General features: G+C 71.9%; 9 protein-coding genes and 1 pseudogene. 6 read left to right on the plus strand and 4 right to left on the minus strand.

What is annotated here, in order from left to right:
* Positions 1 to 30: 30 nt before the first annotated feature.
* Both AB0B97_RS10765 and AB0B97_RS10770 read left to right on the plus strand, forming a co-directional pair.
* A complete protein-coding gene (locus AB0B97_RS10765) occupies positions 31 to 450 on the plus strand; it encodes a PPOX class F420-dependent oxidoreductase (protein WP_234582764.1) in 420 nt (139 codons plus the stop codon).
* Between the two features lie 120 nt (positions 451 to 570).
* Positions 571 to 1,896 (plus strand): glycoside hydrolase family 18 protein, encoded by a 1,326-nt coding sequence (locus AB0B97_RS10770; RefSeq protein WP_357492557.1) that lies wholly within the window; start codon positions 571 to 573, stop codon positions 1,894 to 1,896.
* Positions 1,897 to 1,941: 45 nt separating this feature from the next.
* Here AB0B97_RS10770 and AB0B97_RS10775 read toward each other — a convergent pair whose 3' ends face one another.
* Positions 1,942 to 2,313, minus strand: a complete 372-nt coding sequence (locus AB0B97_RS10775; RefSeq protein ID WP_357492559.1) for a hypothetical protein — start codon at positions 2,311 to 2,313, stop codon at positions 1,942 to 1,944.
* A 167-nt stretch (positions 2,314 to 2,480) separates the two neighbouring features.
* Between AB0B97_RS10775 and AB0B97_RS10780 the strand changes: the two genes are divergently transcribed.
* Positions 2,481 to 5,282: a M14 family zinc carboxypeptidase gene (locus AB0B97_RS10780; RefSeq protein WP_357492561.1), complete on the plus strand. Its 2,802-nt coding sequence runs from the start codon at positions 2,481 to 2,483 to the stop codon at positions 5,280 to 5,282.
* A 204-nt stretch (positions 5,283 to 5,486) separates the two neighbouring features.
* Positions 5,487 to 5,933: a hypothetical protein gene (locus AB0B97_RS10785; RefSeq protein WP_357492563.1), complete on the plus strand. Its 447-nt coding sequence runs from the start codon at positions 5,487 to 5,489 to the stop codon at positions 5,931 to 5,933.
* Positions 5,934 to 6,107: 174 nt separating this feature from the next.
* Here AB0B97_RS10785 and AB0B97_RS10790 read toward each other — a convergent pair whose 3' ends face one another.
* Together AB0B97_RS10790 and AB0B97_RS10795 are read right to left on the minus strand one after the other, a co-directional pair.
* Positions 6,108 to 6,299, minus strand: a complete 192-nt coding sequence (locus AB0B97_RS10790) for a DUF397 domain-containing protein (protein ID WP_357492565.1) — start codon at positions 6,297 to 6,299, stop codon at positions 6,108 to 6,110.
* Positions 6,290 to 7,090, minus strand: coding sequence for a helix-turn-helix transcriptional regulator (locus AB0B97_RS10795; RefSeq protein ID WP_357492567.1), 801 nt, complete (start codon positions 7,088 to 7,090; stop codon positions 6,290 to 6,292). Before AB0B97_RS10795 ends, AB0B97_RS10790 begins: the two co-directional genes overlap by 10 nt.
* Before the next feature lie 238 nt (positions 7,091 to 7,328).
* Between AB0B97_RS10795 and AB0B97_RS10800 the strand changes: the two are divergent.
* Both AB0B97_RS10800 and AB0B97_RS10805 read left to right on the plus strand, forming a co-directional pair.
* Positions 7,329 to 7,616: pseudogene (locus tag AB0B97_RS10800) on the plus strand (hypothetical protein); the annotation flags it as partial.
* A 401-nt stretch (positions 7,617 to 8,017) separates the two neighbouring features.
* Entirely contained in the window at positions 8,018 to 9,004 is a 987-nt protein-coding gene (locus AB0B97_RS10805) for a DUF559 domain-containing protein (RefSeq protein WP_357492569.1), read from the plus strand.
* Positions 9,005 to 9,091: 87 nt separating this feature from the next.
* Here the strand turns inward: AB0B97_RS10805 and AB0B97_RS10810 are convergent, their stop codons facing one another.
* The gene (locus AB0B97_RS10810) at positions 9,092 to 13,357 is read right to left on the minus strand and encodes an FtsK/SpoIIIE domain-containing protein (RefSeq protein ID WP_357492571.1); all 4,266 of its coding nucleotides are present in this window, start codon (positions 13,355 to 13,357) and stop codon (positions 9,092 to 9,094) included.
* Positions 13,358 to 13,363: the final 6 nt, after the last annotated feature.

Below are 13,363 nucleotides of genomic sequence, written 5' to 3' on the forward strand. Positions count from 1 at the left end.
GGGTAAACGCTCATGCGAGGAGGAGCCTTCATGTCCAAGCCACCGCTTCCCGAGGCCGCGGTCGAGATGCTGCGCAAGCCGAACCCGGCCGTCATGACCACGCTCCGCAACGGTGGTCAGCCGGTGTCCGCCGCGACCTGGTACCTGTGGGAAGACGGCCGGATCCTGGTCAACATGGACGAGAGCCGCCGCCGGTTGGAGCACGTCCGCAACGATCCTCGGGTGTCGCTCACGGTGCTGGACGAGGCCGGCTGGTACACCCACGTCAGCATCATCGGGCACGTCGCCGAGCTGCGCGCCGATGAGGATCTCGCCGACATCGACAGGCTGTCCCGGCACTACACGGGCAATGCCTACCCACGGCGGGAGCGGGGTCGGGTCAGCGCCCTCATCGAGATCGACCGCTGGCACGGTTGGGGCTCGCTCAAGGACAACAGCCAGGTCGGCTGACCGTCCGACGCGGGGACGGCGGCACAGCGGCGGCTCTTGACCGCAGAGCGTGATCGGCTTAACTTCATCAATCAGATAAGTGTCTTTACTAATTCTGCTTGATCCCTCGTGGGAGTGCCGATGCGACAATTGCGTCACCGCCGCCTCACCGCCGTCCTCGCCGTGGCGACCCTGCTGCTCACCGCCGCCCCGCCCACCGCGGCGAGCGCCGCCGCCCGGCCCGACCGCCAGCCCGGCTACCACCGGGTCGGCTACTTCACCCAGTGGGGCATCTACGGCCGGGCCTTCACGATCAAGAAGCTCGACGCCTCGGGGGCCGCGAGCCGCCTCACCCACCTCAACTACGCCTTCGGCAACGTCAGCGAGGACGGCCGCTGCTATGTGGACGGCGGGCCCGGCGAGGGCGACGCCTGGGCCGACTATCAACGGCCGGTTTCCGCCGACGAGAGCGTGGACGGCGTCGCCGACGCCCCCGGTCAGGCGCTCAACGGCAACTTCGGCCAGCTCGCCAAGCTCAAGGCCAGGCACCCCGGCCTGAAGGTGCTGATCTCGCTGGGCGGGTGGAGCTGGTCGACGTACTTCTCCAACGCCGCCCGCACCGACGCCTCCCGCAAGGCGTTCGTCGCGTCCTGCATCGACCTGTACCTCAAGGGCAACCTGCCCGGCGCACCCGGCGCGGCAGCGGGCGTCTTCGACGGCGTCGACCTCGACTGGGAGTGGCCGAACTGGGACGGCGAGCCCGGCAACGTCATCCGCCCGCAGGACCGGGAGAACTTCACCAAGCTGCTGGCCGAGTTCCGCCGGCAGCTCGACGCGTACGGGCGCACGACCCGCGCGCACCACCCGCTGACGGCCTTCCTTCCGGCCAACCCGGCCACGATGGACGCCGGCTACGAGGGCCGCAAGATCTTCAAGTACCTCGACTTCGCCACCGTGCAGGGGTACGACTTCCACGGCGGCTGGGAGGCCGTGGCCAACCAGCAGTCCGCGCTGCGCGTGCCGGCGGGCTCGCCGGACAACCCGGACTTCTCTGTCGAGGTGGCCATCGACGGCTGGATCGACCGTGGGGCGCCGCGCGGCAAGCTGGTCCTGGGCATCCCCTACTACGGTCGCGGCTGGACCGGCGTCACCGGCGGCGGCACCGGCCTGTTCCAGCCGGCCGCCGGGCCCGCGCCGGCGACCTTCGAGGCCGGCTACGAGGACTACAAGAACCTCAAGGCCCTGGCCGGCAACGGCTACACCGTGCACCGCGACCTGCGGGCCGGGCACGCCTGGCTCTTCGACGGTACGACCTTCTGGACGTACGACGACCCTGCCGTCGTGTTGCAGAAGATGCTCTACATCCGGCGGGCCGGCCTGGCCGGCGCGATGGTCTGGTCACTCGACGGCGACGACGACAACGCCACCCTGACCAGGACGATCGACCTCGGCCTGACGACCCGGTAGGCGTACCCGACGCCCGTGATCACATGCGGCCCGCGCCGCACGGGGTCACGGGCGTCGTGCCTCCGGCGTCACCGCGCGCACGGTGGCCTCGATGAGCGCGGTCACCTGGGTCATGTCCCGCGCGCGGGGCACGTCCAGGTCGGCCGACCAGCCGTCCCGCCGGCTGAACCCCACCGACACGTCGTCGCGGCGGTTAGTGAGCCACCCGACGACCGCCTGCACGAGCACCATGGCGGTGCCGGCGTCCTCGACCGCCACCCGCAGCACGTCCGCGCCGCCCTCGGATGTCCCCTCCGGTGGCGTCAGGGCGACCCCGTCCCGGAGGCGGTCGTCGGCGCGCAGCCAGGACGCCAACGAGCGCTGGACATCGGCGGTCGGAAGATCCGGACGAACCGCGATCGTGATCGCCTCCGGCACGTTCTGCTCCCTCCAGGACGACGCTGAGTCACACCACCATCCTGCCAGTCGCTCCCGGAGCCGGCATCCCGTGCAGTCATCGGTGTCGATCAGACCTTGACCGCCGTGTCGGCCGTTCATAGGCTCCGGCCACTGCGAGGCTTTCCCCCAAGAAGGGAACCCGAGACATGGCCCCATCATCGCGTCCGTTCTGGACGGTCCCGCCCAGGCGGCTGGCAGGCGTCGCCGCGATCGCGCTCCTGCTCGGCACGACTCCCCTGCTCGGCGGCACACCATCGGCGAGCGCCGCCCCACCGTCGCGCTGCAGCACCGACCCGGGCGCACGGCTGGGCGGCGTACCCACCCCGGAGGCCGTGCTCGGCTTCCCCCTCGGAACGGGACAGGATCGGGTCGTCACCAACGACGAGGTCCGCACGTACCTCGGGGCCGTGGACCGGGCCTCCGACCGCGTCGTCACGGGCGTGACGGCCACCAGCGTGCTCGGCCAGCCCCTGCCGTACGCGGTGGTGTCCAACGAGCGCCACGTGCGGCCCTCGGCCCTGCGAAAGATCGCCGACGACGTACGCGACCTGCGTGACCCCCGCCGGACGAGCGCACGGACCGCCGCGCGGACGGCGAAGGACAGCCCGGCCATCGTCTGGGTCACCGCTAACGTGCACGGCGGTGAGAAGAGCGGCACCGACGCGGCCCTCAAGACACTGTACGAGTTGGCCGCCGGCCTGTCCTGCGAGGTCGCGCGCCGCAACGACAACCTGGTCACCATCATCGTCCCGACCCAGAACCCGGACGGCCGCGACGCGACCCGGCGGCAGAACGAGTACGGCTTCGACCTGAACCGGGACTGGTTCGCCCGCACCCAGCAGGAGACGGACGGCAAACTCGAACTGCTGCGCCGCTACCCGCCGCAGGTCTTCATCGACGCGCACGAGATGGGCGGCCGGGAGTACTTCTTCCCGCCCAACGCCGACCCGATCCACCACGAGATCGCCGGCGTGGCGGTGGACTGGATCAACCGGATCGGCGAGGCCAACAAGGCCGGCTTCGGCTACAACGGCGCGTGCGACGACACCGTCACGACCGAGTGCTACTTCAACTACGACACGTACGACATGTTCTTCATGGGGTACGGCGACACCGTGCCGACCACCGGTTTCGGCGCGGCCGGCATGACGTACGAGAAGGGCAGCGCCTCGGCCGTCGCCGACCGGGTGCAGCAGCAGTTCCACACCCAGTGGTCGACGCTCGGCTGGGCCGCCGCCAACAAGCGGGAGGTGCTGGACGGCTACTTCGACATCTGGACCGACGCGCTCGCCGAGGGCCGGGCGGGCGCCCTTGAGCCGAACGAGGTGGTGCAGCCCACCAACGAGGTCCAGTTCCCGGTGCCCGACATCACGATCCGCTCGTACTTCCTGCTGCCGGACCGGCAGCTCGCCGACGTCCGCCGGCTCGTCGAGCGGCTACGCCGCATGGACGTCGAGGTGTACGAGGTGCGCAAGCCCACCCGCGTGCCCACCGCCCGGGTCTTCGGCGGCCGCAGCGCCACAAACGTGACGGTGCCCAAGGGGGCGTACTGGATCCCGATGGACCAGCCGCAGAAACACTGGATCCAGGCGATCATGGGCGAGGACCCGTACGTGCCGTTCCCGTACTTCTACGACGTGTCCTCCTGGAGCAACCCGCTGCTGATGGGCGTGTCCACGATCTACACGGGCGACGACGTCCGGCCGAACGCCCAGCTCGTCCGGGAGATCACCGGCGGCCGGAGCGGCCTGGCGTGGCCGTGGGGCTCCTACACGTACCCGCTGGACTCGGCAGCCGCCGCGGAGTTCACCTTCACCCTGCTCGGCCGCGGCGTGCCGCTCGTGCGCGACCTGGCCACCAGCCGCGTCGCGATCCCGGCGAGCCGGCTGAGCCGTACGGTCGACGACCTGGCCGAGGCCGCCGGGGTCACCCTCACCCCCGGTGGGCGCCCCACCGGGACGCGCCTCGACCTGCCCGACGTCGGGCTGTTCCAGGGCACCGGCATCTCCACCACGTCCGGCTCGCACGGCGAGGCCCGGTACGTCCTCGGCAAGCGGTGGGGACTTGACCTCACACCGGTCACCACTGCCGACATCAACGACAACACCGCGGCGTTCACCGGGCGTACGGTGCTGCTGGTCCCCGACGGCAGCAGCGCCACCGGCGGACTGACCGCCGCCGGGCAGGCCAACCTGCGCGACTGGATCACCCAGGGCCACACCTACGTCGGGCTGCGCAACGAGGGCACCCGGCTGGCCCGCGCCGCCGGGCTCACCTCCACCACGGAGAAGACCAAACCGGCCGACTACCTGGTGATCGGCTCCCACCTGCGGGTCGACGTCGACACCGACAACCCGGTCGCCCTCGGCCGCCCTGCCGAGGACTTCGAGTTCAACAACAGCGATCCGATCCTCAACCCCAGCACCACCGGGACGAACGTGCTCACCTACCCGGCCGGCGACACGTTCTGGGCCAACGGCTACACCGTCGGCGCGGACATCCTCAAGGGCACGGCGGCGGTCGTCGACGAGCCGACCGGCGCCGGCAGGTCGGTGCTGTTCGCGTTCAACCCGCTCTTCCGCGCGTACAACGAGAATGGTCTGCACCTGGTGGCCAACGCGCTGCTCTACCCGCCGGGCGCACCCGACGCCCGACGCACGCCCGGCACCGACGCGGCGCGCGCCAGCGCCGCCGCAGCGCCGGTCGCGGCGGACCTGGGCGGCGGATGGCGGCCGATCACCATCGAGGTCGCGGCGACGGACCTGGCCCGCACGCGGGCCATCGTCGAACGCTTCACCACCGACGCCCGGACGTCCGCGAAGGGCACCTCGGCGTACGTCGTGCTCCCCAACCCGCAGGGCCTCCAGGCCGACGAACACCCCTTCACGAACGATCTGGTACGCGCGCTGCGCGCCGCCGGAGTGCCACTGCGGTCGGTGGTCGCCTGACCAACCCGCACGACGATCCGCCGAGCGACGTCCTGTCCCGAACGACCTGTTCGGGACAGGACCGAACTCACCCCTGACCGGGGCGGACAGACGCGGCCCGTGCGGAACAGACGTCGACTCTGGAAACGTGCCAAAGCGCGCCAATACCGTGGGGTCGGGCCGGCGGATCCGTCGGCCAGACAGCACCACTCGTGGAGGTCGCACATGCAGGTCCAGCGTCTCGCGCTCACAATGTCGATGGCGATCGCGGCGGTCGCCGGTGCCCTGGTCGTCGGCGCCTCCCCGGCCTCCGCGGCCGGCAACGACGACCATGACGTGACCTATTGGGACGACTACGCGATGTGCGAGGGCGGTCGGCTCGACTTCGTCGACTACGGCGAGGGTGCGCCCGGCGGCGGCATGAACGACGACTATTTCGTCGTGCGGGACACCTGCGCCAACGGCGACGGAGTCCTGGGTCGGGTCTACGTCAACGGCGTCCTGAGGGGCACCAGGTACAACGGCGGCGGCTCCGGGAGTTCGGTCATCTGGGACCCGGCTCAGGTCTACGCGAACGACGTGGTCCGGATGGAGATCTGCGGGGCGAACGGTCCTGAGGACTACTCGGGTTACTCCTGCGCCTCCAACACCTTCCGCAGCATCGACGGCTGACGAAAGGCGCTCGCCAGCACCGAGGATGTCGACCACGTCGCCCCGCGTTCGCACCCGGGGCGGCAATGGAGGCTGTGGAGCTGATGTCGTCGACGAATCAGGCGCGACATCAGCTCCACGGCGTTCATTCGATGGCGCCGCCCTCCCGTACCGGGGCGGTCCTCCGCCCGCCGGCTACGACCGCCCGGCGACCTGGGTGACGAACGCTTGCCACGACGCCGGCCCGAAGACCAGGGCCGGCCCGTCGGGGTCCTTGGAGTCCCGCACACCGACGATGCCCGGCAGGTTGTCCGCAACCTCGACGCAGTCGCCGCCGCCGGAACCACTTCGGGTGGACTTACGCCACACAGCTCCGATCAGGTCCATGAAGTCACCACTTCTTTCATCAGATCGAGGGACTGGCGGCGGGGTAACGCCTCATTGCGAACCGTCTCCCACCTAGAGATCAGAGTATCCACGTCGTCGTCGCGGTCGATGACAACACCGCCGAGCTGGTTCTCCATCTGAGCCACCCATTTGTGGTCGGGAAGGCGTGCCAGGCTGAACGGCCCGGTCAGGCCGACGTGCATGCTGACCTCGTCCGGTAGCAGATGGACGCTGACGTTCGGTCGCTCCGCGAGGGTGGTCAATTGCTTGATCTGCCCGGCCATGGTGTCGCGGAAGTCTGTGCCGGCGCGGCGGAGCACCGCCTCGGCGATGACCGCGATGAACTGCGGGGCGTTCGCTCTCGTGAGGACCGCCTGCCGATCGATCCGGTGCGCCAGCCGCTTCTCGACCTCGTCATCGCTCAACGTGTCATCGCAGCGGATGACCGCGCGGGCGTAGGACTCGGTCTGAAGCAGACCCGGGACGAGGCTCGGTTGAAAGCACCGCAGCTGCGTCGCCGTGCGCTCCGCGTCGAGCCACGGCAGGAACCACGATGGGGCGCCGAGCTTGCCCACCATGCGTTCGAACAGGCCGCCGTTCTTGAAGGCGCGGTCGGCGCCCTTGATGAAGTCCATCGTGAGCGCCCGGGTCTCGCCCTCGACGGCACTGACATGCGAGGCACTGAAGCCGGCACCCCGACCGAACGCCTCCTGCGTCATCCCGGCGGCTCCTCGGGCGCGACGGATCTCGCCCACGATGAACGCGGCGAGCGGGTGCGGCAGATCAGCCATTCAAAGCTCCCCAAGCCGGAAGATCAATTACTCACGCCACTGCCCGGCGTGGAACGTTTCGCCAGCTCAGCCCGAGCCGGCGAACCACCTTCCGAGCGTAATGGACTCCACAGCAGAGTGTCACCAGCGGCGCGGCCGGTGGAGGACCCGAGACCCGGCGGACGCGTTCGTACCGGGGCCGTCCTCTGGGCGAGCACTCACGGGGCGGCCCCTCCCAACGCCTGCCAGGGGGATGACCATGCCCATCGACCAGCCACCGCAGGTGCGGTCCGGTGACCTTCTGTACCTGACCCGCGCCGCTAGCCCGCAGTTCGCCCGCCCCATCACCGTTCGCGTGATCCGCGCCCTCATAGACCGGCACACGTACCACGGTTGGTTGTGGATAGACGCCTACCAGCTCGGCCCAAACGGCGACGCCATCGCCCGCCGCGAGCTGTACCTGATGCTGGCTCACCTCCCCGCCCACCGCGCCCTCCCGGCCCTCCGCACCCACCCGGCCCACGTCCTCGGGACCCGCCGCGCCCTCCCCGCCCGGTGCTCGGCGACCGATCCGGCGCGGCCCGGTACGGGTCGGCTGATGCCCCGTCGCGCTCCCAACCACCAGCCGGCCCGTCCGACGTGGCGCTGCGGCACGTGCGGCATCGCGTGGCCCTGCTCGCCCGCCAAGCTCCGCCTCCTCGCGACATACCGGCTGGATCGCCCGGCCCGACTGGCCCACCTGGCGGCGCTTCAGGCCGAGGCCGCCGCCCACCTCGCCGCACTCAACCCGAGCACCCCACCCCCACCCGCCAAACTGACCGAACGCTTCACCGCCTGGGCCTCCCCTCACAGCGTCCGCGCAGATCTTGGACAGTTACCGTCCTCTGCGGACGGTAACTGTCCAAGATCTGGTGGCGCGGGGACCAACCAACCGCAACGCTCGACGACATGCTGCCCGCCGATGACGCTGACGCTCTCGAATGGCTCGCCTTCGAGCAGGCGGGCGTGCTGACGACCGCGCAAGCCGCGCGACTGCTCGGCGAGGGGGTGGTGCGGAGCCGGATCCGCACCGGCCGCTGGCGGTCGATGTGCCGAGGGGTCCTGTTGACCGGCAACGGCCGGCTGACCCGCGACCAGCAACTGTGGGTGGCCGTGCTGGCGGCGGGCGCGGGAGCAGTCCTGGCCGGGGCAACCGCCGCCGCCGAGGCCGGGGTACGGGGACTGCGGCGTGAACCCCTGCACGTGCTGGTGCCCGCCGACCGTCGCGCCGCGCGGACCAGCCTGCGGCGGCTTCCGATCGACATGCCCGCCGTGCTGGTCCATCGCACCACGGTCCTCCCCGACGCTCATCTCCAGCTCGCCCGCCCGCCGCGCACGACGACCGCACGCGCCCTCGTGGACGCCGCCGGATGGGCGGCCGGTGTGGACGAGGCGCAGGGGGTGCTGGCCGCCGGTTGCCAACAGCGCCGCGTGCTGCCCGCGGAGCTGGATGCCGTGCTCGACGTCCTGCCCCGGGCACCCCGCCGACGACTGATCCGGCAGACCGTCGGCGACATCAGCGGCGGCGCGCAGGCGCTGTCCGAGATCAACTTTGTGCGGCTGTGCCGACAGCATCGGCTGCCCGCACCGGACCTGCAACAACACCGGGTCGACGCGGCGGGCCGCAACCGCTGGCTGGACGCGTACTGGAAACAATGGCGGGTGCAGGTGGAGATCGACGGCGCGCACCACATGGACGCCCGGCAGTGGGCGGCCGACATGCGTCGGCAGAACGACGTCTGGACCAGCGGCGACCGGATCCTGCGCTTCCCGGCCTGGCTCGTCCGCGCCCGCCCCGAGGAGGTCGCCGAAGCCGTCCGCCGGGCTCTCGTCGCGGGCGGCTGGACCCCAACCTCAACGCACTCCGAGGTACGGCCGGCGCGACGTACCCGCTGATCCCGAACGGACCGGGCGACTACGCCCGCCCGCCGCTGCGGTCGACGCCAGATCGACACCACCCGGCCCGGCGCGGTCCGGCGCGGCTCAGGGTGCTGCCACCTGCACCAACACCGGGGTACGACCGGTGGAGAGGTAGCCGCGCCCGGGTGGGCCGGTGAGGTACTGGTCGGGTTCCAGGGTGATGTTGTGGGCCACTGCCGTCGTCCGGTTGCCCGGGGCCAGCACGAGGCGTGTCCCGGCCAGCATGACGGCGTTGACCAGGCGGGTGAGCGGGCTGGGGAAACCGGTCAACAGGGGCGCGGCGTCGGCGCTGACGATCAATGCCCGCCGGCCGCGAGCCGCCGGTTGGACGATGTCGTCGAGGAGCGTGGGGCTGCTCGCGAAGCCCTGTTCGGTGGGCAGCACGGTGACCCGGTCGACGTCGTCGACGACCACCGCGTACGGCCTGTCGCCGAAGGCCACGACGGCATCGCGGAGGTCGGTGTCCCTGATCGCGACGCCGGTGACCAGCCGGAGCCCGGGGTCGTCGGAGAGCAGCGCCGGCAGCGGGGACTGTGGCGGCGCGACGGCGAGTACGCCGATGCCGCGTCGGCGCAGCGCGTGGACCACAGTGGCGGCGGCCGTCGTACGGCCGGTCCCGCCGGTCCCGGAGATCAGCATCAGGTGCGGCCCGGCCTCGAACAGGTCGACGCCGATGGTGGTCGTGTCGGGCCCACCGACACCCAGCGGTATCCACGTCGACCGGCCCTGGGCCGCCGCGGTGGTGTCGAGCGCGGCGAGGTCGACGCGGGACGGCAGGGCGGGGAACCGCCGGGGCCGCCGGTGCGCAGGCGTGTCGTGCGGCTCGGCGGCGACGTCCGCTACCGACCGGGTCGGTAGGCAGATCTGCACGTGCCGCCCGCTGCCGGCGTCGATGGCCCTCCCGGGGAGGACGGGCGGACTGGTCATGCTGGTCAGCAGCTGCATCCGCCGGGTCTCCTCCTTGGGAAACGGCAGGAGCAGCCGACGGTTGTAGAGGGTCGGCAACCGGTGGGTGAGCATGTCCTGACCACCGATCGGCACGACGTGCACTCCGAGCGGCGTACCCGCGCTGATGACGCCGCGCAGGGTGGCGACCAGGGACGTCTCGACGAAGGTCGGGTCGCCGTGGTCCTCGAAGTGCTCCCAGCCGTCGATGACGACCACGATGTACGGTCGCGCCGCGTCCGGCGGGGACGCGCTGCCGGAGCGGCGCTGGATCTCCTCGTCGAGCCAGGTGACCAGGCGACGGATCCGGTCGGGCTCGGCGGGCGAGAAGACCCCGCCGCAGTGCGGCAACGCCGCGTACTCGGCCAGGCCCGCCGGGTGCCGTTCCACGACGTACAGGTGGGCCTGGTCGGGCTGGAAGCGGCCGACCAGGCCGGTGATCAGGGTCCGGGCGAAGGTCGTCCGCCCGGACTGCGGGCCACCGGCGACGAGGAGCCGGTCGACCCCGGCGAGGTCGAGGAAGTCGGCCGGCTGCGCCTGGCGTGCCGGGTCGTCGGCGAGGCCGAATGGTACGGCTGTCCTCGGCGCGGCGGAGGTCCACTGTGCGGGAAGCTCGTCCGCCGTCAGCGTGGCGGGCAGCGGGGGCAGCACCGGTCGGAAGGGGGCCGGTAGCCCGGACCGCTGTGCGGCCTCCTCGATCGCCGCGATGGCGAGTTCCTGGTCGGTGGGCCCGCTGCCGGCTCTCGGCGCGGCGGTGGGTCGCGCGGCGCCGAGGTCCGTCGGGCTCAGGACCCGGACCAGAGCCGGGGTGGCCCCGCCCGCCGGCGGCGGGTCGCCGAGATATCCGGACTGGAACGGTTGCGGGACGCGGCTTTCGGCGGTGGTGCACAGGATCATGCCGCGTCCGCGCAGCGCGCCCGGGATGCTGGCGGCGTCCGGCACGCCGAGGACCTCGGTGCTGTCGGCAGGTTCGTTCTGCCGCAGGCTGATCCGCAGGGACACGTTGTTCTTCAATTCCGGCGACAGCTTGCCCTGCAACGACTGCGTGGCCAGCACGAGGTGCATGCCGAGCGAGCGGCCCTTCGCGGCGACGTTCACCAGTTCCTTGACGAAGTCGGGAGAGGCGTCCAGCACCCGGCCGAACTCGTCGAAGATCAGCACCAGTCGGGGCAGCGGCGGCAGGGCCGTCCCGCCCAGGCGCTTCTGCCAGTACCTGTCGATCTCGCCGTCGTGGCGGGCCAGCAGGGACTCGCGCCGGCTCACCTCCGCCCGGAGCGAGGCGAGGACCCGGGCCGCCGCCGCGTCGTCGAACACGTCGGCGGGGGTCTCACCGGTGGACCGGATGAGGGCGACGACGTGCGGGCAGTGTTCGAACGGCAGGAAGGCGCTGCCGCCCTTGAAGTCGACGAGCACCAGGTTGAGCTCGTCCGGCCGGTTGGCCAGCAGCAACGACGTGACCAGGGTTTGCAGCAGGATGCTCTTTCCGGCGCCCGTCGCGCCGCCCAGCATGGTGTGTGGGCCCTGGCCGGCGAGGTCGACGGCCACCGGCCCGGTCGCGTCCGCGCCGAGCAGCACACGGGTCCGCGGACCCCGACCCCGCTCCCACAGCTCCAGCACGTCGGCGGCGGTGGGCGTGCCGAGGCCGAGGAGATCCAGCAGACGCACCGACCGTGGGATGGCGTTCTGGGCCGCCCCGCGGGTCGCCCGGTCCCGCATCGGCGCCAACGCCCGCGCCAGCCGCTCGGCGGTCGTCGCGTCGACCCCGTCGGCGTCGACAGTCACCGCCTGGCCGTCCGGGCTGGCGGTGAGGCGCGTCGGGTCGCCCGACGTCTCGATCAGCCCCCGGCACTCGTTCATGCTGTGCCGGTCGGCGCAGATCAGGTACACCCCGACCGCCGGCCCGTCCCGCAGGACCTCGTCCATCCCGGGCAGGTCGCGCAGCGCCAGCGCGCCGTCGAGGACGACGACCACGTCCACGAACCGCTGCGGGTCGCGTTCGGCACGCCGGGACGCGACGAGGGTACGCAGCTCCCGTACCCGCTCGGTGCGGGTGGCGGCGGTGTTGCCGATCCGGCACGAGTACGCCGCCGCGTCACCCGCGTCGACGTGCGGCAGCCAGCGCGCCCAGGTCAGGCCGCCGACCTCCGCGGCGCTGAGCAGCACCATCCGCAGATCGTCGGGGGCGCGCAGGGTGGCCAGTTGCAGCAGCAGCCAGCGCAGGACGTCGTGGACCGCCTCGTCCGCGCCGGTCACGCCGAGCACACCGACGACGCCCAGGTCCACGGTGATCGGGACCGCCGACAGTTTCGGGGTGCGGAACTCCGGCCAGGGCTCGCCGCGGACCGTCACCGACGCCGGCTCGTCGGCGACGCCAACCCGCAGCGCCAGCGCGTGCGGTGCCCCGGCGCGGCGGGTCCACAGGCCGGACCGCACACCGCCGGCGATCTCGACGATCTCGGCGGGGCTCGGCGCGAGCGTCCGGCGTACCCGCTGCTCGGCCTCGACCTGGGCGGCGACAGCCGATTCGACTGCCTTCTTCGCCTTGGTGAACTCGGCCTGGCGTTCGGCGTCCTGCTTCTCCTGCGCCGACTGGTTGAGCAGGAGAGCGCCGACGGAGATCGCCGCGCCGAGCAGCAGGATCGGCGTGTGGGTGAACAGGGCGGCCGCCACGGACCCCGCGCCGCCCAGCAGGATCCCGGCGGCCACCGGCCCCCGGGCGACGATCGGTCGCACCGGCATGGACACCTCGACGACTCCGATCACCGGTGCGCGGGCGAAGGCGCGGTCGAAGTCGACCCGACCATCCGCGGCCCGGACCGTCCGCCGCGCCTCGGCGGGCAGGGGTGTCCACCGCAGCTCGTTCCCGCCGATCTGGAGTGCGCTGGTCGGCGCCACGGCGGTCAGGTGCGTGATCCGGGCACCGTCGACGAACGTGCCGTTGCTCGATCCGCCATCGGTGAGGGTGGCCGTGCCGTCCGCCGACACCTCCAGCAGGGCGTGCGTGCGGCGCGAGACGTCCGGGTCGCGCAGCGGCAGCGCCGCCGAGGACGTGCGAGCAATCGGGTGGGTTCCGGGCCGCAACGCGACAGCCAGGCCCGCGTCCGGTCCGGCAACCACCTCGAGTACGCCCACCGCGCCGTCGGTGACGAGACGACCGGCCGGTCCGGGGCCACCCACACTGAGCACCGAGCCGGCCAGCAGCGGGGTGTCCGCCAGACGCGCGGCCGGATCCAGCGCGACGGCCCCGGCGAAGCAGCGCCGGCCGGTGGCCGCGATGGGCAGCGCGGCCAGCAGGGATCGCACGCTGGTGGCCGGTGCGGCGCTCACCTCGATGTCGTGCGTCGCCCCCGTGTCGGCGTCCCGCACGGTCATTCGCAGGATCATCGCCGA

The sequence above is a fragment of the Micromonospora sp. NPDC049004 genome (genome assembly GCF_040649315.1).
In the GTDB taxonomy this organism is placed as follows: Bacteria; Actinomycetota; Actinomycetes; order Mycobacteriales; family Micromonosporaceae; genus Micromonospora.